This window comes from Ruegeria sp. B32, assembly GCF_025141855.1.
GTDB classification, from domain to species: Bacteria; Pseudomonadota; Alphaproteobacteria; order Rhodobacterales; family Rhodobacteraceae; genus Ruegeria; species Ruegeria arenilitoris.
Window position 1 is genome coordinate 2,937,280 of the sequence record NZ_CP081106.1, and the last position, 23,379, is coordinate 2,960,658.

Here is a 23,379-nt window from a genome sequence, read left to right on the forward strand (position 1 = left end):
TACACTATTGATCTACATCAATGTGGTTGCTACGCAAGAGAAAAGTTGAGCCCGGCAGGAGAGAGAATCAGATGACGATCGTCCCCATCACATCCCCCGATCTGGATGCGGCCGAGGTTTCGTGGTTCGCGGCGCTGTGCTCGGACGATTATCAGTTTCTCGGCGTGCCCGACGGCGATCTGCGCTCCAGCTGGGAACATTGCTCGGGCATCGTGAAAGAGGCCGAGGCGCAGGGCTTTCGCAACATCCTGTGCCCGTCCTCGTATCAGGTGGGGCAGGACACGCTGAGTTTCGTGGCCGGCTGCGCGCCGATCACAGAAAAGATCAACCTGCTGGCCGCCGTGCGCTGCGGCGAGATGCAGCCGATCATGCTGGCACGCACCATCGCGACGCTGGATCACATGCTGAAGGGGCGGCTGACGGTCAACATCATCTCGTCGGATTTTCCTGGGGAAAAGGCCGAAAGCAGCTATCGCTACCAGCGCTCGCGCGAGGTGGTCGAGATTCTGAAACAGGCCTGGACGCAGGATGAGATCAATTACCAGGGTCAGGTCTACAATTTCTCGGGCCTGACGACCGATCCGGCCAAACCCTATCAGACCGGCGGGCCGCTGCTGTATTTCGGGGGCTATTCGCCCGATGCACTGAAGCTGTGCGGGCAACATTGCGACGTCTATCTGATGTGGCCCGAAACCAAAGACCAGCTGGCCGAGCGGATGAAGGCCGTACACGCGGTGGCCGACGAATACGGACGCACGCTGGACTATGGCCTGCGGGTGCACATGATCGTGCGCGACACCGAGGCCGAGGCCAAGGAATATGCCGACTATATCGTGTCGAAACTGGATGACGAATACGGCCGCGCAATCCGCGAACGGGCGCTGGACGCCACCTCGCTCGGTGTTTCGCATCAGGCCAGGAACCGCGAGCTGGCCGACAAATACGGCTATGTCGAGCCGGGCCTGTGGACGGGCGTCGGCCGGGCGCGGTCAGGCTGCGGCGCGGCGCTGGTGGGGTCGACCGACCAGGTGCTGTCGAAGATCGAAGAGTATCAGAAGATGGGCATCCGCGCCTTCATCTTCTCGGGCTATCCGCATATGGACGAGGCCCGCCATTTCGGCACCCGCGTGATGTCGCATCTGAAAACCTGTTCCCTTCCCGAAGCCTATGGAAGGGTTCCTGCTGACACCCCGGCGACGCCGCTGGGCAACGGAGTTCGTCGTTGATGCAACGTATCAAGCTTTCCGACACCCTGGAACTGAGCCGCCTTGTCTATGGCATGTGGCGGCTGGGCGATGACAGCGACACCTCGGCCGCGCATGTGGCGGCCAAAATCCACGCCTGTCTGGATCAGGGCATCACCAGCTTCGATCAGGCCGACATCTATGGCGACTATGGCGCCGAGGCGATTCTGGGCAACGCCCTCCGCGCCAATCCCGGCCTGCGCGACCGGATGGAGATCGTCACCAAATGCGACATCGTCGCCCCCTGCGGGCGCTATGCGGATGCCAAGGTGAAATACTATGACACCTCGCGCGCGCATATCCTGAAATCGGTCGACACCTCGCTGCGGGAAATGGCGATCGACCATATCGACCTGCTGCTGATCCACCGCCCCGACCCGTTCATGGACCACCATGAAACCGGCGCTGCGCTGGACGAGGTGGTGGCCAGCGGCAAGGTCCGCGCGGTGGGCGTGTCGAATTTCCGCCCCTGGGACTGGCAGCTGCTGCAATCGGCCATGAAGACCCCGCTGGTGACCAACCAGATCGAGATTTCTCTGGGCGCGATCGCCCCATTCACCAATGGCGATCTGGCCTTTCACCAGCAGCACGGACACCCGGTGATGGCGTGGTCGCCGCTGGGCGGCGGGGCGCTGATGGCGGGCAATCCTCCGGTGGGCGTCTTCGCGGACGAGATCGGCGCGCAGTTCGGCGTCGACCGTGCCGCGGTGGCCGTGGCCTTCCTGCTGGCCCATCCGGCCGGCATCCTGCCGGTTCTGGGCACCAACAGCCTGGACCGCATCAAGCGCATTTCGGACGCCTTGGAAGTCAATCTGGATCGTGAAGCCTGGTTCCGCCTCTACGAGGCGGCGCTGGGGCATGAGGTACCATGATGAACGCATTTTCGAACGACATGGCGCGCACCTTCATTCCGCACAAGGACGACACCCGTACCCTGCGGGACGCCTTCGGCCGGTTCGCCACCGGCGTCACCGTCGTGACCTGCGACAGCCCCGACGGGCCGGTCTGCATCACGGCCAACAGCTTTTCCTCGCTGTCGCTGGACCCGCCTCTGGTGATGTGGGCTGGCGACCGGAACTCGCGCCGGTTCCCCTATTTTCACAAGGCGCGTCATTTCAGTGTTCATGTTCTGTCGGCCGACCAGGCCGAGCTGTGCTTTGGCTGCTCGAAAGACGCCTTTGCCCTACGCGACATCGACCACGACCGATGCGAAAACGGAACGCCGCTGCTGCGCGGATGCCTGGCGCGGTTCGAATGTGAACAACATGCGTATCACGATGCGGGCGATCACGTTATCGTGGTGGGCAAGGTCTTGCGGGCCAGCATGGCGGACGGAGACGCGCTGACCTTTTACGCCGGCAAGCTCGGCCAATTCGCGCACCAATAAGCGCGGGACACGGTCGCGGGCAAAACCCGCGGCCTGAACAGGGAGGATCCGCATGGGCGGATTGACGTCGGTGCTTGCGCCGATTGCATTCGTGAACGAAACCGCGCTGCGTCTGGGCCGCGCGGTCGGTGTCGTTGCGATCGCCTTCATGGTGATCGCGATCCTGATTCAGGTGTTCTTCCGATACGTTCTGGGCAACGCCCTGCCCTGGCCTGACGAGGCCGCGCGGTTCTGCATGTTGTGGATGACGGGCCTGATGGCACCCACCGCATTCCGGCGCGGCGGGTTCGTGGCCATCGACATGCTGGTCCGCTTTCTGCCGCGCGTACCCGGCCAGTTGCTGAACCTGTTTCTGCTGCTGCTCAGCCTGACGGTTCTGGTGGTCGCCGTGCGCATCGGCTGGTCCGAGGTCACGGGGTTCGGCGGGCGTTTCGCCACCGCAGCGCTGTACCTGCCCACCTCGCTGGGCTTTGATGAATGGTACCGGATCCCGCGCAGCTGGATGATGGCCTCCCTGCTGGTGGGCGTGATCCTGCTGCTGTCGGTCAACATCGAACTGATCCTGCGGTCGATCATCACCATGCTGGGCGGCGGTGACCTGCTGCCCGAGATCCCCGAAGCCGCCGTGGGGGCCGAATAGATGCTGGTCTGGTTCCTGCCCGTCTTTCTGGTGTTTCTGCTGATCGGCCTGCCGGTCTTTTTCGCGCTGCTGGCCGCACCCGGCCTGCTGCTGTGGCTGAACGGCCAGACCAACGACATCACCTTGCTGTATCGCAACGTCTACAACGGGATGGACAGCTTTCCGCTGATGGCCATCCCCTTCTTCATGCTGGCCGGAGAGCTGATGAACCGCGGCGGCATCACCATCCGGCTGGTCGAGTTCAGCCAGGCACTGATGGGCCATCTGCGCGGCGGGCTGGCGCATGTGAACGTGCTCAGCTCGATCCTCTTCGCGGGGCTGTCGGGCTCGGCGGTGGCCGATACCTCGGCGCTGGGCTCGATGCTGATCCCGGCGATGGAGAAGCAGGGCTATACCCGCAAGTTCGCCGCCGCGATCACCGCCGCCAGCTCGGTCATCGGGCCGATCATCCCGCCCTCGGGGATCATGATCATCTATGCCTATGTCATGGGCGAAAGCGTCGCGGCCCTGTTCCTGGCGGGCATCGTGCCGGGTGTCATGGTGGGCATCGGTCTGATGCTGATGATCAAGGTCATGGCCAACCGGTATGATTTCCCGGTGGCCAGCCGCAAATACACCTGGCCCGAGCGCGGTCAGGCCAGCCTCAAGGCCTTTTTCCCGCTGATGACGCCGGTAATCATTCTGGGCGGCATTCTGGGCGGCATCTTCACCCCGACCGAGGCCGCCGCCGTCGCCGTCGGTTATGCCTTCATCATCGGGTTTTTCGTGCTGCGCACGCTGACCTTGAAAGAGGTGCCCGACGTTCTCAGCAACGCGGGCATGACCTCGGCCGTGGTGCTGCTGCTGGTGGGGGCGGCGATGGCGTTCAAGACCGTGGTCAGCCTCAGCCATGCGCCCGAGCAGCTGGCCGCGCTGATCCTCGGACTGTCCGAAAACCCGCTGATTCTGCTGTTCCTGATCAACCTGCTGCTGTTCGTCGTGGGCATGTTCCTGGATGCAGGCCCGGCGATCATCATCCTGGGGCCGATCCTGGGCCCGATCTTCACCAGCCTGGGGGTCGACCCGATCCACTTCGCCATCATCATGAGCGTCAACCTGACCGTTGGCCTGGCCACGCCGCCCATGGGGCTGGTGCTGTTCGTGGCCGCCGCCGTGTCACGCGAACGGGTGGAAACCATCGCCAAGGCGATCCTGCCGTTCCTGGCCGTCGAAATCGCGGTGATCTTCCTGATCACTTATGTCCCCGCAATATCCATGACGATCCCGAGACTGACGGGATTTGCAAACTAGACTGAGTACCACAGGGAGGAAACGCATGCTCAGAACATTCTTCAAAACCGCAGCACTGGCCACGTCGCTGGTGGCGGCCTCGGCGCTGGCGGCCTCGGCGGCCGACTATACGCTGCGCGCCACCGCCAACTCGAACGAAAACGACGAGGACTATGACGGCCTGGTCGTGTTCAAGAACTTCGTCGAGAACGCCTCGAACGGCGCGATCGAGGTCGAGCTGTTCATCGGCACGCAGCTGTGCTCGAACGGGGCCGAATGCCTGCAGGGCGTGGCCGACGGCACCATCGACATCTACATCTCGACCTCGGGCGGGGCCTCGGGCATCTTCCCTTACGTACAGGTTCTGGACCTGCCCTATCTGATGGCCGACGACCGCATCGCCGAGCGGGTCCTGTCGGGTGATTTCACCCGCAAGATGCGCGAAATGGCGCTGGAAGATTCGGGCGGCGCGATCCGTCTGATGACCATCGGCAACACCGGCGGCTGGCGCAACTTCGCCAACACCAAGCGCCGCGTGACCCAGCCGTCCGACATGGACGGGCTGAAGATCCGCACCGTGGTCGCAGACCTGCCGCAGGAACTGGTCAAGGCCCTGGGCGCCTCGCCCACCCCGATCCCGTGGCCGGAACTGTTCACAAGCTTCCAGACCGGCGTGGTCGACGGCTCGAAGAACGGTATCACCGACATCATGGGCATGAAATTCCCCGATGCCGGCCTTCAATACGTCACGCTGGACGGGCACGCCTATATGGGCGCTCTGTGGTGGATGAACAACGCCAAGTTCCAGGAAATGCCCGAAGATCTGCGCCGTGTCGTCGTCGATGGGTTCTATGCGCTGCAGCAGGCCACCTTTGCCTCGCCCAAGCGCAAGTCGATCCAGGCCTACGAGGATTTCGTGGCCGGTGGCGGCGACCTGTACGTGCCGACCCCCGAGGAAAAAGAGGCGTTCAAGCAGGCCGCGACCCCGGTCTATGACTGGTTCCAGCAGAACGTCGCGCGCGGGGACGAGATCTATGGCGCTCTGACCGCGGCCGTGGCCGAGGCCGAAGCCGAGATCAACGCGGAACGCGCCGCCGACCTGAACTGATACGGTTCGGGCCGGGGTGTCGCGTCATCCCGGCCCGCCTTTACCGAAAGGGGTACATCCACCCCTTGTAGTCATTGACCAGCACATGGGCCTTTTCGATCTGTTCGGGCGTCATCTTCTTGACCACCTCTTCAAGGCTGATCGCCGCATCGGGGTCGCCGCCGATGGCGCTGAGCGTGTACCACATGTAGGCCCGCACCAGATCGGGCGCAGGCAGGCCCAGACCCAGCTCGTAATACCACCCGACACCCGATTGCGCGCCCGGATGCCCCTTCATCGAGGCGCGCAGATACCATTCGAACGCGCGCTCATAGTCCTGCTCGACCCCAAGACCAAGGCCGTACATCACGCCGATCAGCTCCTCGGCCTCGGCGTTGCCCGACCGGGCCGCGGGCAGAAGCTGTTCGCGCGCGGCGGCAAACTCGCCCGCCTCCATCAGATCGCGGGCCTGTTCCAGTTCGGCCCAGACGGGCGAGGCGGCAAGACAAAGGGCAAGCACAAGCTGGCGCATGGTGCGGCGGGTCTCCTGTTTTGCGGGGCGGCCTGGGCGCAGGACCTGCCCTCGCCCCTGACCGATGACGACTTTCTGTTCTTTGATAGGGAACAGGCCGCGATCGGTCACCAGCTATTTTATGACCCGATCCTGTCGGGCAACCGCAACATCACCTGCGCCCATTGCCACCACCCCGATTTCGGCACCTCCGACGGCCTGTCGCTGGGCATCGGCGAGGGCGGCCAGGGTCTAGGCCCCGACCGCACGCCCGGCACCGGGACGGACCGCATCCGCAAGCGCATCCCGCGCAACGCGCCGGGCCTGTGGAACCTGGGCGCGCACGACATCCACACGATGTTCCATGACGGGCGGCTCAGCCTGTCGGACGTCTATGGCAACGGGTTCAACTCGCCCGCGCAGGAATGGCTGCCAGAAGGGCTGAACTCGCTGCTGGCCGCGCAGGCGCTGTTTCCGCTGACCGCTCAGTTCGAAATGGCCGGGAACGTGGCCGAGAACGAGGTCACCGGCGCCGTGCATGACCGGATCGACAAGGGCTGGCCGATCATCGCCAAACGGGTGCGGACCGACCCGAAATACGGCCCGGCGATGGTGGCCGCCTTTGACGACGTGGACAGCACCGAGGACATCACCATCACCCATGTCGCCAACGCTCTGGCCGCTTTCATGGCCATCGAATGGCGCAGCACCGACAGCCCGTTCGACCAGTACCTCGCCGGGCACGAGACCGCCCTGACCCCCGATCAGAAGGCCGGGATGCGGCTGTTCTACGGCAAGGCGCGGTGCGCCACCTGCCATTCGGGGCCGCTGCTGTCGGATCAGAAATTCCACGCACTGGCCCTGCCGCCATTCGGCCCTGGCCGCACCCGGCAATGGGACGCCTATGCCCGCGACGTGGGCCGCATGGGCGAAAGCGACCGGCTGGAGGACGCCTACCGGTTCCGCACGCCCATGCTGCGCAACGTGGCGCTGACCGCACCCTACGGCCACAACGGCGCCTTTCCCGACCTCGAAGGGATCATCCGCCACCACCTGGACCCGGCAACCAGCCTGTCACGCTGGACGCCCAATCTTGCCGCGCTGCCCAAGGTGCCGTGGCTGGAACAGGCCGATTTCATCGTCTGGCAGGACCGGTTCGAGATGGCGCGCCAACGCGCCAAGCTCGACATCACGCCAGTTGACCTGAGCGACGGCGAAATCGCGCAGCTGGTGGCGTTCCTGCACGCCCTGACCGGGACCAGCGTGGAGACGCCGCCCTTTGGCGTGCCCGCGGGCTTCAAGCCCTGAGAAAAACCCCCGCCGGATCGGGCGGGGGTTTCAGTGTTTTTATTCGGCGGCTTCTTCGTATGCGTCCATCGGCGGGCATGTGCATACGAGGTTCCGGTCTCCGTACGCGTTGTCGACGCGGTTGACGGGCGACCAGTATTTGTCGACGCCCATGGAACCCGGCGGGAAGCAGGCCTGTTCGCGGGTGTAGGGTCGGTCCCACTCGCCCACCAGGTCGCGCACCGTGTGGGGGGCGTTCTTCAGCGGGTTGTTCTCGGGGTCGATCCTGCCGTCGATGACATCCTGCGCCTCGGCGCGGATCGACAGCATGGCGTCGCAAAAGCGGTCCAGCTCGTCCTTGGGCTCGGATTCCGTCGGCTCGACCATCAGCGTGCCGGCCACCGGCCATGACATGGTCGGCGCGTGGAAGCCGCTGTCGATCAGCCGCTTGGCCACGTCGTCGACGGTAATGTTGCCGGCCTCGGCCAGCGGGCGGGTGTCAAGGATGCATTCATGCGCCACCCGGCCGGTCTCGGAGGTGTAGAGGATCGGATAGGCCTCCTGCAGGCGCGCGGCGATGTAGTTGGCGTTCAGGATCGCCACCTTGGTCGCCTGGGTCAGGCCCGCGCCGCCCATCAGCAGCACATAGGCCCAGCTGACCGGCAGGATCGAGGGCGAGCCGAAGGGTGCAGCCGAAACCGGACCCACGGCGGTGCCATATTCCGGGTGGCCCGGCAGGTGCTCGGCCAGATGCGCCTTGACGCCGATCGGGCCCATGCCGGGGCCTCCGCCGCCATGCGGGATGCAGAAGGTCTTGTGCAGGTTCAGGTGGCTGACGTCGCCGCCGATGTCGCCGGGGCGCGACAGGCCCACCATGGCGTTCATGTTGGCCCCGTCGATATAGACCTGACCGCCGTGGTCATGGGTGATCCGGCAGACCTCCTGCACCGTTTCCTCGAACACGCCATGGGTCGAGGGGTAAGTGATCATGCAGCCGGCCAGGTTGTCCGAGTGCTTCTCGGCCTTCTCGCGGAAGTCGGTCAGATCGATGTTGCCCTTCGCGTCCGCCTTCACCGGCACCACCTGCCAGCCGACCATCTGCGCCGAGGCCGGGTTGGTGCCATGCGCCGAGGTCGGGATCAGGCAGACATTGCGATGCCCCTGCCCGTTGGCGATGTGATAGTTGCGGATCGTCAGCAGGCCCGCATATTCGCCCTGCGCGCCCGAGTTGGGCTGCTGGCTGATCGCGTCATAGCCGGTGATCTGGCACAGCTTGTCGTTCAGGTCGGCGATCATCTCGTGATAGCCCTGCGCCTGATCTTCCGGCACGAAGGGGTGCATGTTGGCGAACTCGGGCCAGGTGACCGGGATCATCTCGATCGTCGCGTTCAGCTTCATGGTGCAGCTGCCCAGCGGGATCATCGCCCGGTCCAGCGCCAGGTCGCGGTCGGCCAGACGGCGCATGTAGCGGGTCATCTCGGCCTCGGCCCGGTTCTTGTGGAAGATCTCGTGGGTCAGATACGGCGTCTCGCGCAGCGCGTAGTCCGGCAGGCGGTACTGCTTGTTCGAGCTGTCGTCTGTCTTGTCGATGCCAAAGGCCCCCCAGACAGCCTCGATGGTCTCGGGCCGGGTCTGTTCGTCCAGGCTGATGCCCACGCGTGTATCGCCGACCTTGCGCAGGTTGACACCCCGGGCCACGGCGGCTTCCATGACGGTCTTCTGCAGATGGCCGACCTCAACGGTGATGGTGTCGAAGAACACCTCGGGTTCGACGGCAAAGCCCGCCTCTTCCAGACCGGCGGCCAGGCGCGAGGTCTTGCGATGTACCGATTGCGCGATGGCTTTGATGCCATCGGGGCCGTGATAGACCGCATACATCGAGGCAATCACCGCCAGCAGCGCCTGCGCAGTACAGACATTCGAGTTCGCTTTCTCGCGGCGAATATGTTGCTCGCGGGTTTGCAGCGCGAGGCGATACGCTTTGTTGCCGCGGCTGTCGATGCTGACGCCGATGATCCGGCCCGGCATCGCCCGTTTCAGCTTGTCGGTGGTGGCCATGTAGGCGGCGTGCGGTCCGCCATAGCCCATCGGCACGCCGAAGCGCTGGGTCGAGCCCACGGCAATATCGGCCCCCATCTCGCCCGGGGATTTCAGCAGCGCCAGCGACAGGATGTCGGCGGCCACGATGGCGATGGCGTTGTGTTCATGCAGCGCCGCGATTTCCTTGGTGAAGTCGCGCACATGGCCATAGGTGCCGGGATACTGGAAGATCGCGCCGAACACGGCGCCCGCATCCAGCTCGTCAGGGTCGGCGACCTTGACGTCGATGCCCAGGGGTTCGGCCCGGGTTTTGATCACCGCGATGGTTTGCGGGTGGCAGTTGCGGTCCACGAAGAAGGCCGCGTTGTTGGCCTTGGACCGGCCACCGCGCTTGGCCATCGCCATCGCCTCGGCCGCTGCGGTCGCCTCGTCCAGCAGCGAGGCGTTGGCCACGTCCAGCCCGGTCAGGTCGCTGACCATGGTCTGGAAGTTCAGCAGCGCCTCGAGCCGGCCTTGGCTGATCTCGGGCTGATAAGGCGTATAGGCGGTGTACCAGGCCGGGTTTTCCAGAATGTTGCGCAGGATCGGCGCCGGGGTGGTGGTGCCGTAATAGCCCTGACCGATCAGCGAGGTCAGAACCTTGTTCTTTCCCGCCACTTTTTTCATGTGATAGAGCGCGTCGCGTTCCGTCATCGCCGGGCCCCAGTCCAGCGGCTCTTTCTGCCGGATCGCGGGGGGGACGGTGGCGTCGATCAGATCGTCCAGCGTCTTGAAGCCGATCACCTTGAGCATGTCGCGCATCTCGGTCGGGCTGGGACCGATGTGGCGACGGTTGGCAAAGTCATAGGCTTCGTAGTCGGTCAGTTTGAAGGCCATTGCAGCGCTCCCATGGATAGGTCAGGCCCGGCGGAGACTGAGGAAGCCTCCGGCGGGGAGTAAGGGCCGTCCCGGAAACTGTCCGGTGGACAGTTTCCGGCCCGAACGGGCGGAGCCCAAATTCGGCGGCACAAGTCAAAACGATGGAGCCCCAGGCCGGGACTCCGTGGGTTTAGCCGATGAACGCCTTGTAGCCGGCCTCGTCCATCAGATCTTCCAACTGCGCGGCATCGGTGATCTTGATCTTGTAGATCCACGCCTCGCCCTCGGGATCCTCGTTCAAAGCGCCCGGGTTGTCGGCCAGCGTCTCGTTCACCTCGAGGATCTCGCCATCGACCGGGGCATAAATCTCGGAGGCCGCCTTGACGGATTCGATCACCCCGATCTCGCCGTCCTTCGCAAACTCTTCACCCACGTCCTGCTGCTCGACGAACACCACCTCGCCCAGCTGCTCGGCCGCATGCTTGGTGATTCCCAGCGTGGCCGTGTCGCCCTCGACCGTCAGCCATTCATGTTCTTCGGAATAATAGGTTGCCATGCTGTCTCTCTCCTGACTTCAACGCTTGTAATTCTGTTTGACGAAGGGCAGCGCCACGATCTGCGCCGGCTGCGCCTTGCCCCGGATGATCAGATTCACCTGTTCGCCCGGCTCGGTGTGGCCGGCGGCGACGTAACCCATCGCAACCGGGCCGCCGACCGTTGGCCCGAATCCGCCCGAGGTGATCTGACCGATCGTGTTGCCCTGAAGATCCTGCACCTCGACCCCCTGTCGCGCCGGGGCGCGGCCATCGGGCTTGATCCCCACCAGCTTGCGTGCCGGGCCTTCGGCCAGTTCGCGCTGGATGCGATCCGCGCCGGGAAAGCCGCCCTCTTCCTTGCGCCGCTTCTGGATCGCCCAGGCCAGGTTGGCCTCGATCGGCGAAGTGCTCTGGTCGATGTCATTGCCATACAGGCACAGACCCGCCTCCAGCCGCAGGCTGTCGCGCGCGCCCAGGCCCGCCGGTTCGCAATCCTCATGCGCCAACAGGGCGCGGGTGACCTCGATCGCCTTGTCCTCGGGGATCGAGATCTCATAGCCGTCCTCGCCCGTGTAACCAAGTCGCGAGATCCGGCATTCGACTCCGTCGATCGGGGCCACGGTGGTTTCCATAAACTTCAGATCGCGCGCCGCCGGGCACAGCGCGCCCACCACGTCCTCGGCTTTAGGGCCCTGAACCGCCACCAGCGCGCGGTCGAAGATCTCGGTCACCTCGACCCCGTCCAGGTGCGCGCGCATGTGCGGAATGTCCTGATCGCGCAGCGCCGCGTTCACCACCACGAAGAAATGATCGCCCGCGTTCGACACGATCAGATCGTCCATAATCCCGCCGTCCTCGTTGGTGAAGAACCCATAGCGCGCCTTGCCCTCGGGCAATGTCGCAAAAGCCTGCGGGCACAGCGCCTCGAGCTTCTCGCCCACATTCTCTCCCCGAAGGATCACCTGGCCCATGTGGCTCACATCGAACAGCGCCGCCTTCTCGCGGCATTGCTTGTGCTCGCCCATGATTCCCAAAGGATACTGAACGGGCATCTCCCAGCCCGCAAAATCAACCAGCTTGCCTCCCAACTCAACATGAAGGTCATACAACGGCGTGCGCTTCATTCCAGGCATGTCAGTGTTCTTTCTTTTGGCAAAAGTGGCGCGATGGACCGGATCCAAAAGCACATGGCTGGGAATACCATGCCACGGCAGCCTTTCCGGATCGAGTCAGTGGAATTCTGGCTGGTCGACATGCATTTTCCTGTACCGGCAACTTCACGGCTGGCGGTGCTCCGTCCGACTTCAGATCGCAGGTATTCATCACAGCCTAAATCGCTCATGGACAAGGAGTATACATCTGCATGCTGCAGCTTTGTGTCGTATAGGAAACTTTTTTCCGTTACGCAACAGCTGAAATTGCAGTATTCGCGGTCGGCGGCCACTTACCTCAGCGATCGGCAAGTGCCGCCTCCAAGGCCTTCAGCCCCGTCACCAGATCGGCCTCGGCGGTATCCTCCGCGAAGTCATGACTGATACCGTTAATGGATGGAACGAACAGCATTCCGACCGGCATCAGGGCTGCCACGTTCGACGCATCGTGCAAGGCCCCGGATGGCATGACCCGCCAGTTGCCGGGCGCGACGATCTGGGCTCCGTGTTCCAGCGACCGCCGGAGGGTTGGATCCATTTCAACCGGTTCGATGCCCAGCATTGGCCCGAACTGCGCTTCGCCCCCGATGGATTCACTGACCTCTTGGGCGGTCGTACGAATAATGCTTTCCATTCGGGCCAGACGATCCGTGTCCTGATCGCGCCACTGCATCGAGAAACGGACCCGGCCAGGAACGATCGACGAGGCATTCGGGGACAGCTCAACATGACCGATCGTCCAGACCGTCTGCGGGGTCACCACGTTGCGGAACCGATCGTTGATCAGGCCGTTGAAGATCGAGAGAGCCTGGAACGCGTCTCGGCGCAAGTGCATCGGCGTCGTGCCGGCGTGGTTCTGCTGGCCGGAAAACTCGATGACCATGTCGCGAATGCCCACGATGTCCGAGACCACACCGATGGCCTCGGCGTTGGCATCCAGAATCGGACCCTGCTCGATATGCATTTCGATGAACCCGGTGAATTGGGCGGGGTTCACAAAATCCTGCATCAGACTTTTCATCCGAGCGCGCGCATCACCGAACCGTATGCCCGTGTGGTCGGTCAGGTCGTCGGCCTGCGCAAGGGGCAACTTGCCGGACCAGATGGCTGATCCGGTCGTGACGCCGAACCGGCCCTCCTCATCCTGAAAGCTGACCACCGAGATCGGGCGCTGGCTGGAGCGAGCCAGCTCCAACGCCGCGATTACGCCCAGCGCGCCATCCAGCCAACCGCCCTCGGGCTGGCTGTCTGAATGTGACCCCATCAAAAGCGACGGCGCGGATGCCAGACCGAACAGGTTTCCGACCGGATCAAAATGCGGTTGCAGCCCGGCCTCCTGAAACCGTTCGGCCAGCCATCGCCGCGCCGCAATGTCCGCGTCTGAATATGCCGGGCGCACGACGCCTTTACCAACCCCCGCAGCTCCGAATTCCCGCAGCTTGTGCAGATCATCCAGAAACCTCTGCGCATTCACGGCCATTGCGCTGTCCTTTCTTGTCGCTTGCCGCAACTCTATCGCCGGGCCGTCCGCCCGCAAGCCCGGTTGCAGCCTGTCCCGGTTTTTTGACGGCAACCGGCCGAACACCTCTGGCCCCTGCGTGCAAGCTGCCCTAAGACTTCGGGCCAAGAGGGACCGACATGTCATACATCACATTGGTACGCCACGGGCAGGCCAACACCACCGCACGGGACGAACACAGTTATGACAAGCTCAGCGAGCTTGGGCATCAGCAGGCGCGCTGGCTTGGGGCCCATCTGCGCGAGACCAAAGCCCATTATCCACGGGTGTTTTGCGGCACCCTGACCCGGCATGTGGAAACGGCGGCAAGCATGGGTCTGCCGGAACCCGTCCGCGATGCACGTCTGAATGAAATCGAGTATTTCACCCTTGCGCAACTGTTCGAGGAACAGCACGGCGTGACGATCCCGACGGACCGCGAAGGTTTCGTTCAGCACCTGCCGCTGACCTTCAAGGCCTGGGCCAACGGCGACATTCGGAACGCGCCCGAAACCTTCGAGCAGTTCGAGACCCGCGTCTCGGACGCTCTGCGTGAAATCCATGACGGCGACGGGCCGGCCATCGTGGTGACCTCGGGCGGGTTGATCTCGATGGTGGTGCGGCAGGCGATGGGGCTGGACATCCCGGCGATGGCGCGCGTGGCCCTTGCCATCATGAACACCTCATTGCATCGTCTGCACCCGATCGGAGCGGACCTGAGCCCGGTTCTGTTCAACGCGGTTCCGCATCTGGAAGCGCCGGACCGGCATTTCGCCCAGACCCACCTGTAACCGGATCGGAGGTCCCAGATGCAGATCTACTACGCACCCCGCACTATCTCGATCGCCGTCGTCATCGCGCTTGAGGAAGCCGGTCTGGACTATGAGGCGATCAGGCTCGACTTCGCAGCGGGCGAGCAGACGACGGCAGCCTACAAGCAGATCAATCCCAAGGGTCGCGTTCCCGCTCTGGTGGTCGATGGTGGCATTCTGACGGAAACCGGCGCTCTGCTTGAATACATCGCAACCAAGGCCCCCAAGGCCGGGCTTGTTCCGGACGATCCGGTCTTGGCCGCGCGGATGCGCGAGGTGATGCATTACCTGGCCTCGACCATGCATGTGAACCATGCGCACAAGATGCGCGGTCACCGCTGGGCGGATCAGGAGTCCAGCTGGCAGGACATGAAGGGCAAGGTGGCCCAGACGATGACCGAGTCCTGCGCTTACATCTCGTCAAACGGGCTGCGCGGTCCGTTTGTTTTGGGCGAGGCATTCTCGCTGGCCGACGCCTATCTCTACGTGGTTTGCAGCTGGTTGGAAGGTGACGGGGTCGATGTCACGGCCTTTCCCAAGATCCAGGCCTTCCGCGCGGCGATGGAGGCCCGACCCTCGGTTCAGGCGGTACGGGCCGCCGGAATGCTCTGACAAAAGGACATCGCATGACACATCTCTGGGTCCGGGCTGAACAACGCCCGAACGAGGAACGGGTGGGCCTGACGCCCGAGGGTGCGGCACAACTGATCGCCGCCGGCATTCGCGTGACGGTCGAGGAAAGCCATGTCCGGGCCATCCCGATCGACGGCTACAGCGCGGCGGGCTGCGAAATCGCGCCGGAGAACTCGTGGCCGGAGGCGCCGCTGGATGCGGTCATCTTCGGCCTCAAGGAGCTGCCCGAGGACGGTACGCCCCTGCCGCATCGCCACATCATGTTCGGTCATGCTTTCAAGGGCCAGCATTCGGGCCGCAAGCTGCTGGAGCGCTTCAAGGTCGGCGGCGGCACGCTGTATGATCTGGAATACCTGGTCGATGAAAACGGGCGGCGGGTCGCGGCCTTCGGCTATTGGGCGGGCTACGCGGGCGCGGCGGTGACGCTCAAGACTTGGGCGGCGCAGCAGCGCGGCGAGATTTGCGGCCCCGTCGGCGTCTATCCCGGCAAGGACGCACTGAACGCCGAGTTGCTGGCCGAGCTGAACGCCACCGGAGCGCCCCGCCCCCGCGCCATCGTCATCGGCGCGCTGGGAAGGGTCGGCACCGGCGCGTCCGACCTGTGCGAGGCGATGGGGGTCGACGTGACCAAGTGGGACATGGCCGAAACCGCCGATGGCGGGCCGTTCCCGGAGATCCTCGAAAACGACATCTTCCTCAACTGCATCTTCGCGCGCCCCGGCACCCCGGTCTTCGTCCCGCGGGAGGCGCTGAATGCCCCGCGCAAGCTGACCGCTATCGGCGACGTGGCCTGCGACCCCGACAGCGACTACAACCCGGTGCCGGTCTATGACCGCGCCACAACCTGGGAAGAACCCGCCCTGCGCGTGGCCACCGACCCGGTGCTGGACGTGATGGCCATCGACAACCTGCCCTCAATGCTGCCGGTCGAAAGCTCGGAAGACTACGCCGCGCAACTTCTGCCCTCGTTGCTGACCCTGACAGACCTGACCTCGGGCGTTTGGGCGCGGGCCGAGGACACCTTCAAATCCCATATCGAAAGGATCTGAGCCATGACGATTCACTGGTGTGGCACCGGCCTGTCGGCCATCCCCGGCCTGCGCCGCCTGATCGAGGCCGGCCACAAGGTCACCGTCTGGAACCGGACCGTCGACAAGGCCCGCGCCGAGGTCGGCGATCTGACCGACGACATCCGGGCCTTCGACATCGACGCCTTGGGCGCGGTGCTGGAAAAGGGCGACGTGATCGTCTCGATGCTGCCGGGCGACTGGCACGTGCCGCTGGCGGAACTGGCGATCGCGAAAGGCGCGCATTTCGTCTCGTCCTCCTACATCGCGCCCGAGATGCGTGCGCTGAACGACAAAGCCCGCGAGGCCGGCGTCGCGCTGGTCAACGAAGTCGGGCTGGACCCGGGCATCGACCACCTGATGGCCCATGCGCTGGTGGAAGATTACCGCGCGTCCGACGCCTTCGACCCGGAAAACCACCTCAGCTTCATTTCCTATTGCGGCGGCATCCCCAAGAACCCCAACCCGTTCCGCTACAAGTTCAGCTGGTCGCCCTTGGGTGTGCTCAAGGCGCTGCGTTCGCCCTCGCGGTCGATCCGCGACTATGCCCCGCTGGACGTGGCCCGGCCCTGGGACGCGATCAGCACCTACGTCGCGCCGCTTCCCACGCCCGAAAGCTTCGAGGTCTATCCGAACCGCGACTCGATCCCCTTCATGCAGCAGTACCATTTCGAGGAGCACTGGCCGGTCAAGGAGTTCGTCCGCGGCACCCTGCGGCTGAACGGCTGGTCGGATGCCTGGTCGGACGTGTTCCGCGAGATCGAAACGCTGGAAAGCCCAGACGGCGATGCCAGGCTCAAGGAAATGTCCGACCAGTTCTGGACCGAGAACGCCTATGAAGAGGGCGAGCCCGACCGCGTCGTGCTCTGTGTCGGGCTGAAGGCCGAGAAGGATGGCAAGGCCGTCTGGCACAAGACCTACGTGATGGACGCCTGGGGCGACGCGCGCGGCAGCGCGATGGCGCGTCTGGTGTCGATCCCGGTTTCGCTGGCGGTCGAGGCGGTGCAGGACCGCGCCATTCCCGCCGGTGTCCATGCCGCGCCCAGCGATCCGAAACTGGTTCAGGCCTGGATGGCCGAGATCGACAAGCTGGCACAGCACCTGCAGGTGGTCGACCACCTGGCCTGAACCAACCAAAAAGCCATTCCGGACGCACCGGAATGGCTTTTTCTGGTATTGTGACCGACCGATCGATCAGCGCCTGTGGTTCAGATGTAGCGCTCGATCGTTTCCTCAAGATCGCTGCGGTTAATGCCAAGCTCGGACAGCTGCCGGTCATCCAGACCACTCAGATGTTGCGCTGCGCGTACGATGTCATCCTTGACCGCCCGGATGCGCATGGCGCGATCGAACAGTAGCAGCGCGCTGGCGGATGGGCAGGGTTGTTGAGTCGGTTGCATTGTGTCGAGCATCGGCTGTTTCCTCCCAGTTTGGCCGGTGTCCTGTTGGGGCGCGGCCCTGGTTACTGCGTAAACGCGGCGCGCTGATAGACGCTCTGATAGGCCGTTTGGGGGATGTCTGAGCGGGTGATGCCGATATCGTGCAGCTGCTGGTCGCTCAGGCGTTCGAGGTCACGGACCGTCTTCGCAAAGATCTGCTTCCGAAACCGTTCGGTCTTGGCCTCGGCGTATTTTGCAAAAAGGTCATGAAACAGGCTGTGGTTCGACTGTGTGGTTTGTGCGGTTGCCATTGGTTTGTCCTCCTGAAATCCGAACTGCATTGCAGTACTGTCATCAGATAAAAGGACGCCGCGTTAACGGTTCCGGACCAACGGATTAAGCTTTGTTAACCTTACGTCAGGGTTGGCGGGGTCACTGACCGGATGGCAGGGCCACTCGGATGGCGAAGGCGGTGGCGGGGTCGATCTGCGGGTCAGCCAGAAGCGCCCGCAGCGCAGGGGCAAGCGTATCATCCCCCCAATCGCGCGTGGCCAGGGCGATCTGCCCGGCCGTGCTTTGGTCGCGCGCTATCTCACCGACAAAGATATCCAGGATCTTCCCGCGGTGTTCCGGCATCGCATCGCCGCCGTCGATCAGCGCCGCGATGATCGCCTGGCGATCCTTTGGAGAAAGCGGGCTGGCGGTCAGAGCCTCCTGGATCGTATTCAGGGCTTGGTCGCCGTCGATTTCGATACCGGCAAGCGCCCATTCGCGCAGGTTGAACCCTCCGGTGGCGACCGCCTTTGGATAGACCGTGCGCACCGCCTCTGCCGCGGCCGGATCAGATTGCAGGCCCAGCAGCCGGATCGTTGCCGGGGCATAGGCTACGCGATTCAGGCTCCGCAAATCGCGCAAAAGATCCGGGGTTGCAGCAGCGTCGCGCAGGCCGCGCACAGCCGCATAGGGTGCCCGGTGGAGTTCGATGAGAGCGGTGTTCCGCAACAAGCGGTCACCGGAACTCAGATAGGCCGCGAAAAACGCGGCGCGCTCGGCGGATCGGGATCCGTCCAACCGCCAGCCTTGGCCTTGCGCCTGTACCTCGGCAATAAAATCGGCCCGCTGCGGCGTCATCAGAAACCCCTTGGTCCAGGACTGATCAAAGGCGCGCCCGGCCTTGTCCCGGCGGCCTGGGCCATAGATCATCAAGACCACCCGGTCAGGATCGGCGCGCAGGGCATTCCGCGTGCTGCTGTCCACCAGAAACGGTATCTGGGGGAGGTCCGCAACCTCGTCCCAACTGCCTTTCAGCAACCCGACGGGTGCATAGCGGAACGGGTCGTCGGGCGCGGGCGCGGCCAGAACGATGACCGAAGCAGACAACAACCGGTCGGCCAGAGAGTTTTCGGGAAGTGCCAGACAAACGGTGCAGGCCAGCGCCGGACGCTGCGGCCACGCCGGAACGGACATAAGGGCCAACACCAATATCGTCTTCAACATACGCGGCATCTGGCGCCCCTGCTGTGGACCGGGCGCTGTGCAATACACGGCGCCCTCTGCCCCGGAGCATAGCGCAGAAACACCGTGCGGGCGACCAAGTCTACATCAGGTCGTTCTCGACATCTTCGGCCGAGATGCCCAGCGCGTCCAACCCGTTCTCAAGGTGATCCGACAGATGCGGCGTGCCGATGAGGTAATCGGCACATGGCGTCGAGGCCTCGGCCTTGGCCGTAGCGATCGCCTCGCTGAGGTCGTCCGGGAAAAAGCTTTCACGTCCAATCCACATGATCGCGACCAACTCGGCTTGCTCGTCCTCGTCCATGCGATCGATAAAAGCCCGCAGCTCGCCCTCGGCGCGATCCAGCTCGCGGCCCATCATGGCGACCTGGGCGACTTTGGTTGGCGAGATTTCCAGCATTGGTTTCAACTCCTCTGTCCGCAATTGAAGTCCATCTCAACCATTGCATCGCGCCTGCGTCCTTGATCTTGCGCAAACTGCAGATCGTCACTCGTGCGGGCGCGAGACGGGGTGAGATGGCACCGGTGCGGTGCGGAACGGTCGGAAAGTGGCCTTCTTGATCCACAGTTTCAGCGCCTGCCAGTGGATCAATGCAACCGCCCGCCGCGCACCAAACGGGCGTCGCAGCAGCGAACGAAGGATCGCGCCATTGGTGAGAGGTTGCCGGACGCCCGTGAGCGTAGCAATCAAACCGCCCCCGTCGCGGCCGTAGTCGATCCAAACCCCGACCCGATCCGGGCGCAGGTCGAACCGGAAAGTGTAGGTGCCCTCGATCTTTTGAAAGGGCGAGACATGCATGACCTTGGTCGCGCAAATCCGGTCAGAAGGAGCGATCACGTCAAACCCCGGCTTGTGGCAGACATAGCTGTGCCGCGTTCCATGAGTGTTGGTGACCTCGGCCACCACGGCAAACAGTGCGCCTGCGTCATTCAGGCAAAACCAGAAACTGACCGGGTTGAATACGTGGCCCAGCACCCGGGGTTGGGTCAGCAACAGAACCTGCGCGGGTTGGGGGATTTGCATCGCCCGCAGACTGTCGCGGAGCCACGGGGCACCCCGACCATCGCCAGGCACACCTCCATGATCGCGGGTCCGCCAGCCGGTGAGGTTGGGTCTATCTACCGAAAACAATGCGGGCGTTTCCGCCGCCTGTTCGGGATCCAGCAGGATGTAGTCGACCGAGTAGCGAAAGGCGTTCTCGATGGCACCTTTCCTTCCGTGAAAGGTATGGGCCGGAACGAAGTCGATTTCTGGCATGGTCGGACTGATCTTTTCTAGCGGTCAACATTCTGGATCGGCTGCGTTTTTCAGCGAACATCCATGATCATGATACGAAAAAAACGCGCGACCGGATCAAAAATCTCGGGCAGGCGTGATCCGACTTGGGTGCGGCACCGTAATACAGTTATGTTTACCGAGATGGACACCGTTGTTCCGGACGATGTCGCGACCGCCCCGGCGGCGCGGCCGGCTGGGCGCGGCACGAAACGAACCAAGGGATCGTCGGTGAACTGCACGAAGAATAATGGCGCGGCAAGATGCGAGTGGGTGTCCCACGTCCAACGCATCCGGCAGTCGCAGGATCAGGCGGCGTTTGCCGAGCTGTTCCAACACTTTGCCCCTCGGGTCAAAGCGTTCCTGATCCGGTCGGGTTCGGACGCGACGTTGGCCGAGGAGTGCGCGCAGGAAGTCATGGCCACCTTGTGGCACAAGGCGCATCTGTTTGATCCGTCACGGGCTACCGTGGCTACATGGGTCTTTACTATCGCGCGGAACAAACGCATCGACGCCATTCGCAAACAGCGGCGTCCTGAACCGGAAGAACTGACATGGGGTCCCGAAGCGGAACCCGAACAGGAAGACGTAATCGCGCTGCAACAGGAAACGGCGCAACTGAAAACGGCCCTGCTGCAATTGCCCGAGGCACAGCGGGAACTGATCGAGAAGGCGTATTTTGGTGACCTGAGCCATCGCGAGATCGCTTCGCAGACCGGGCTTCCGTTGGGCACCATCAAATCGAGAATTAGGCTGGCGCTGGACCGCTTGCGCCACGCGATGAACTGAGATGATAGAGATGAGCAAAGAGATCAAACATCACCTGACGGACGACCTGCTGATGGCCTACGCCTCGGGCACACTGCCCGAAGCGTTCGACCTGATGGTCGCGACCCACCTGTCCCTGTGCGACCATTGTCGCGCCCGCGCTGAGAGTTATGACGCGGTGGGCGGACACATGCTTGAGGACCAGGTCGAAGCCGCACCTTTGTCCGCGGATGCCCTGTCATCGACAATGGCTCTGATCGCGCAGGGTGCTCCGACCCCCAAGCCCGCGCGCGCGAAATGCGACGTGCTGCCGGCACCGTTGCAGGATTACGTCGGCGGCGATGTGCACAGCATTCGCTGGAAGCCGATTGGCATGGGCGTCAAGCAGGCCATTCTGCCAACCTCGCGCGATGCTACGGCGCGTTTGTTGTTCATCCCGGCCGGTGCGGCGGTACCGGACCACGGCCACAAGGGCATGGAACTGACCATGGTTCTGCAAGGCGCGTTTTCCGACGAGGTGGATCATTTCGCCCGCGGCGATGTCGAGATCGCAGACGAGGATCTGGAACACACGCCCGTGGCCGACATGTCCGAGGATTGCATCTGCCTGGCGGTGACCGACGCTCCGCTGAAGTTCAACAGCCTGATCCCACGTTTGGTGCAGCCCTTCCTGCGAATCTGAACCGTCCCTCGGTTGTGCTAGGCTTGGAGCCGGGAATCACCGGGAGGATATGCAGAATGTTGAAACAAGCTCTGGCAGCCCTGTTCATTGCCGTTGTGGCCTTGCCCGCCTTGGCCCAAAGGACAGCCGAGGTGAGATTCCAGCCCGGAAACTTCGGGACGATGGTCAACGGCACCATTACGGGTGATGAATATTTCGACTACGTGCTGGGTGCAAAAGGCAGGCAGGAATTGTTTGCCGAGCTTCAGGTCAGCGATACCAACGGCAGCGGCGTAGTCTATTTCAACATCCTGCCGCCGGGCAGCGACGGGGTTGCGATCTACAATGGCTCAGTCAACGGCAACACAGCCCGCATCACCCTGCCCGAGGACGGAGACTATACCATCCGCGTCTACCTGATGGGCAACGACCGCGATACCGGCAAGACCGTCGGCTACAATCTGGACCTGTCGATCCAGTAGGCCTCAGCCCTCGGACTTGCCCAGCGGCACCACGTTGGCGCGGTCTTCGGGGGCCAGTTCCTCGAAATCGAAATTGTCCAGCCGCTGCGCGCGCCTGCCGGCCTTTTCGGCGCTGATCTTGATTTCCGAGATATCCTTGGCCGCCTGCCCGAAATGCCGGTCGAGATTGGCCACCCGGTCGCCCAGACGCTCGACATCCTTGTGCAGCAGGCCCAGTTCCTTGCGGATCGCGCCCGCCTGTTCGCGCATCCTCGCGTCCTTGAGGATCGCCCGCATCGTATTCAACGTGGCCATGCAGGTGGTCGGCGAGACGATCCAGACCCGTTTCGAGAAACTCTCCTGCACCAGTTCGGGGAACTTGGCGTGCAGTTCGGCATAGACCGCCTCGGAGGGCAGGAACATCAGCGCCCCGTCGGCGGTTTCACCGTCCAGGATGTACTTGGTCGAGATGTCGGTGATGTGCTTGCGCACCGTGCTGCGGAACATCTGCACCGCCGCCTTCAACTCCATGTCATTGCCCGCGCCCACCAGCGCCTCATAGGCCTCCAGCGGGAACTTGCTGTCGATCACGATGGGCCCCGGCGGGTTGGGCAGGCGGATCAGGCAGTCGGCGCGTCTGCCGTTCGACAGGGTCGCCTGCAGCACATAGCTGTCCGAGGGCAGCGCCTTGGACACGATGTCGTTCAACTGGATCTCGCCGAAGGCGCCGCGGGTCTGCTTGTTCGACAGGATGTCCTGCAGCGACAGCACGTCGCCCGACAGTTTGGTGATGTTGTCCTGCGCCTTGTCGATGGCGGCCAGCCGTTCCTGCAACTGGGTCAGCGAGGTCGCGGTCTGTTTCGAAGACCCATGCAGGGTTTCCTTCATCCGCTCCTGCATCTCGGCCAGCGCGCGGGCGGATTTCATGGCGTTGTCGGCCAGCCGGTCGTTCATGTGCTGCTGCACCGCCGACAGCCGCGCCTCGACCGTCTGGATCACCTGCACCTGCGCATTGGCCTGCGTGTCCGAGACATGCTGCAACCCGCCGCGCAATTGCTCCTGCCCCTGCCCCAACTGCTGCACATGCTGGCCCAGATAGGCCAGCTGCTGCGCCAGTGGCTCGGCCATCCGGGCCGAGCGGTTGGCCGCGCGCAGGGCCAGAAACAGCAGAACGAGGATCAGCAGAACCACCCCCGCCCCGATCAGGGCGGCCATCACCATGGGATCTTCCAAAGAATATGGGGTGCCTGCAATCTCGATCATCTCAACCTGCGCGTTCTTGTTTTGTTTCTTCTTTTC

Annotated in this window: 25 protein-coding genes; 14 read left to right on the forward strand and 11 right to left on the reverse strand. The window is 63.5% G+C overall.

All coding sequences use genetic code 11. The features are described from left to right. Positions 1 to 71: 71 nt before the first annotated feature. Genes K3752_RS14900 through dctP form a run of 6 tightly spaced genes read left to right on the forward strand, consistent with a single transcriptional unit; the run spans position 72 to position 5,648 of the window. On the forward strand, positions 72 to 1,226 hold the full coding sequence (locus K3752_RS14900) for an LLM class flavin-dependent oxidoreductase (RefSeq protein ID WP_260063655.1): 1,155 nt from the start codon (positions 72 to 74) through the stop codon (positions 1,224 to 1,226). Further along, complete coding sequence (locus K3752_RS14905; protein WP_260063656.1) at positions 1,226 to 2,116, forward strand: aldo/keto reductase family oxidoreductase; 891 nt, start codon at positions 1,226 to 1,228, stop codon at positions 2,114 to 2,116. The genes K3752_RS14900 and K3752_RS14905 overlap by 1 nt, the downstream gene beginning before the upstream one ends. After that, positions 2,113 to 2,631 (forward strand): flavin reductase family protein, encoded by a 519-nt coding sequence (locus K3752_RS14910; RefSeq protein WP_005980319.1) that lies wholly within the window; start codon positions 2,113 to 2,115, stop codon positions 2,629 to 2,631. Before K3752_RS14905 ends, K3752_RS14910 begins: the two co-directional genes overlap by 4 nt. A gap of 52 nt (positions 2,632 to 2,683) precedes the next feature. Further along, on the forward strand, positions 2,684 to 3,271 hold the full coding sequence (locus K3752_RS14915; protein ID WP_005980318.1) for a TRAP transporter small permease: 588 nt from the start codon (positions 2,684 to 2,686) through the stop codon (positions 3,269 to 3,271). Then, entirely contained in the window at positions 3,272 to 4,561 is a 1,290-nt protein-coding gene (locus tag K3752_RS14920; RefSeq protein ID WP_170360669.1) for a TRAP transporter large permease, read from the forward strand. A 25-nt stretch (positions 4,562 to 4,586) separates the two neighbouring features. Next, positions 4,587 to 5,648 carry a TRAP transporter substrate-binding protein DctP gene (dctP, locus tag K3752_RS14925; protein ID WP_170341179.1) on the forward strand — a complete coding sequence of 354 codons (1,062 nt, stop codon included), beginning with the start codon at positions 4,587 to 4,589 and terminating at the stop codon, positions 5,646 to 5,648. A gap of 40 nt (positions 5,649 to 5,688) precedes the next feature. On the opposite strand, the gene K3752_RS14930 is transcribed toward dctP, so the two are convergent. Further along, on the reverse strand, positions 5,689 to 6,159 hold the full coding sequence (locus K3752_RS14930; RefSeq protein ID WP_170444186.1) for a tetratricopeptide repeat protein: 471 nt from the start codon (positions 6,157 to 6,159) through the stop codon (positions 5,689 to 5,691). Between the two features lie 45 nt (positions 6,160 to 6,204). On the opposite strand from K3752_RS14930, the gene K3752_RS14935 reads away from it, so the two are divergent. Then, positions 6,205 to 7,446, forward strand: coding sequence for a cytochrome-c peroxidase (locus K3752_RS14935; protein WP_260066332.1), 1,242 nt, complete (start codon positions 6,205 to 6,207; stop codon positions 7,444 to 7,446). Positions 7,447 to 7,485: 39 nt separating this feature from the next. On the opposite strand, the gene gcvP is transcribed toward K3752_RS14935, so the two are convergent. From gcvP to K3752_RS14955, 4 genes are all read right to left on the reverse strand, one after another. Further along, positions 7,486 to 10,341 carry an aminomethyl-transferring glycine dehydrogenase gene (gene gcvP, locus K3752_RS14940; protein ID WP_260063657.1) on the reverse strand — a complete coding sequence of 952 codons (2,856 nt, stop codon included), beginning with the start codon at positions 10,339 to 10,341 and terminating at the stop codon, positions 7,486 to 7,488. 172 nt (positions 10,342 to 10,513) lie between these two features. After that, on the reverse strand, positions 10,514 to 10,879 hold the full coding sequence (gene gcvH / locus K3752_RS14945; protein WP_093964179.1) for a glycine cleavage system protein GcvH: 366 nt from the start codon (positions 10,877 to 10,879) through the stop codon (positions 10,514 to 10,516). 18 nt (positions 10,880 to 10,897) lie between these two features. Next, positions 10,898 to 11,992: a glycine cleavage system aminomethyltransferase GcvT gene (gcvT, locus tag K3752_RS14950; RefSeq protein ID WP_170342078.1), complete on the reverse strand. Its 1,095-nt coding sequence runs from the start codon at positions 11,990 to 11,992 to the stop codon at positions 10,898 to 10,900. 316 nt (positions 11,993 to 12,308) lie between these two features. Next, positions 12,309 to 13,490 (reverse strand): hydantoinase/carbamoylase family amidase, encoded by a 1,182-nt coding sequence (locus K3752_RS14955; protein WP_260063658.1) that lies wholly within the window; start codon positions 13,488 to 13,490, stop codon positions 12,309 to 12,311. A gap of 158 nt (positions 13,491 to 13,648) precedes the next feature. Here K3752_RS14955 and K3752_RS14960 point away from each other — a divergent pair, with 158 nt between their 5' ends. Genes K3752_RS14960 through K3752_RS14975 form a run of 4 tightly spaced genes read left to right on the forward strand, consistent with a single transcriptional unit; the run spans position 13,649 to position 17,148 of the window. Beyond that, complete coding sequence (locus K3752_RS14960; RefSeq protein WP_170364170.1) at positions 13,649 to 14,299, forward strand: histidine phosphatase family protein; 651 nt, start codon at positions 13,649 to 13,651, stop codon at positions 14,297 to 14,299. Positions 14,300 to 14,317: 18 nt separating this feature from the next. Beyond that, positions 14,318 to 14,932, forward strand: a complete 615-nt coding sequence (locus K3752_RS14965; RefSeq protein WP_260063659.1) for a glutathione S-transferase family protein — start codon at positions 14,318 to 14,320, stop codon at positions 14,930 to 14,932. Positions 14,933 to 14,946: 14 nt separating this feature from the next. Beyond that, the gene (locus K3752_RS14970; RefSeq protein WP_260063660.1) at positions 14,947 to 16,002 is read left to right on the forward strand and encodes a saccharopine dehydrogenase; all 1,056 of its coding nucleotides are present in this window, start codon (positions 14,947 to 14,949) and stop codon (positions 16,000 to 16,002) included. A 3-nt stretch (positions 16,003 to 16,005) separates the two neighbouring features. Then, positions 16,006 to 17,148 carry a saccharopine dehydrogenase family protein gene (locus tag K3752_RS14975; RefSeq protein WP_260063661.1) on the forward strand — a complete coding sequence of 381 codons (1,143 nt, stop codon included), beginning with the start codon at positions 16,006 to 16,008 and terminating at the stop codon, positions 17,146 to 17,148. 80 nt (positions 17,149 to 17,228) lie between these two features. Here K3752_RS14975 and K3752_RS14980 read toward each other — a convergent pair whose 3' ends face one another. The 5 genes from K3752_RS14980 to K3752_RS15000 form a co-directional block, all read right to left on the reverse strand. Then, the gene (locus tag K3752_RS14980) at positions 17,229 to 17,432 is read right to left on the reverse strand and encodes a DUF1127 domain-containing protein (protein WP_093964173.1); all 204 of its coding nucleotides are present in this window, start codon (positions 17,430 to 17,432) and stop codon (positions 17,229 to 17,231) included. Between the two features lie 50 nt (positions 17,433 to 17,482). Beyond that, a complete protein-coding gene (locus tag K3752_RS14985; RefSeq protein WP_141138513.1) occupies positions 17,483 to 17,710 on the reverse strand; it encodes a DUF1127 domain-containing protein in 228 nt (75 codons plus the stop codon). 121 nt (positions 17,711 to 17,831) lie between these two features. Further along, positions 17,832 to 18,905: a hypothetical protein gene (locus tag K3752_RS14990; RefSeq protein WP_260063662.1), complete on the reverse strand. Its 1,074-nt coding sequence runs from the start codon at positions 18,903 to 18,905 to the stop codon at positions 17,832 to 17,834. 91 nt (positions 18,906 to 18,996) lie between these two features. Next, positions 18,997 to 19,314 carry a DUF3775 domain-containing protein gene (locus K3752_RS14995; RefSeq protein ID WP_093964170.1) on the reverse strand — a complete coding sequence of 106 codons (318 nt, stop codon included), beginning with the start codon at positions 19,312 to 19,314 and terminating at the stop codon, positions 18,997 to 18,999. Between the two features lie 87 nt (positions 19,315 to 19,401). Continuing rightward, the gene (locus K3752_RS15000; protein WP_260063663.1) at positions 19,402 to 20,172 is read right to left on the reverse strand and encodes a DUF1365 domain-containing protein; all 771 of its coding nucleotides are present in this window, start codon (positions 20,170 to 20,172) and stop codon (positions 19,402 to 19,404) included. A 150-nt stretch (positions 20,173 to 20,322) separates the two neighbouring features. Here K3752_RS15000 and K3752_RS15005 point away from each other — a divergent pair, with 150 nt between their 5' ends. Genes K3752_RS15005 through K3752_RS15015 form a run of 3 tightly spaced genes read left to right on the forward strand, consistent with a single transcriptional unit; the run spans position 20,323 to position 22,101 of the window. Next, positions 20,323 to 20,979, forward strand: a complete 657-nt coding sequence (locus tag K3752_RS15005) for a sigma-70 family RNA polymerase sigma factor (protein WP_260063664.1) — start codon at positions 20,323 to 20,325, stop codon at positions 20,977 to 20,979. Positions 20,980 to 20,989: 10 nt separating this feature from the next. Continuing rightward, positions 20,990 to 21,640, forward strand: coding sequence for a ChrR family anti-sigma-E factor (locus tag K3752_RS15010; protein WP_260063665.1), 651 nt, complete (start codon positions 20,990 to 20,992; stop codon positions 21,638 to 21,640). Between the two features lie 56 nt (positions 21,641 to 21,696). Then, positions 21,697 to 22,101, forward strand: a complete 405-nt coding sequence (locus K3752_RS15015) for a hypothetical protein (protein ID WP_170444153.1) — start codon at positions 21,697 to 21,699, stop codon at positions 22,099 to 22,101. Between the two features lie 3 nt (positions 22,102 to 22,104). Here K3752_RS15015 and K3752_RS15020 read toward each other — a convergent pair whose 3' ends face one another. Continuing rightward, the gene (locus K3752_RS15020) at positions 22,105 to 23,343 is read right to left on the reverse strand and encodes a DNA recombination protein RmuC (protein WP_260063666.1); all 1,239 of its coding nucleotides are present in this window, start codon (positions 23,341 to 23,343) and stop codon (positions 22,105 to 22,107) included. Positions 23,344 to 23,379: the final 36 nt, after the last annotated feature.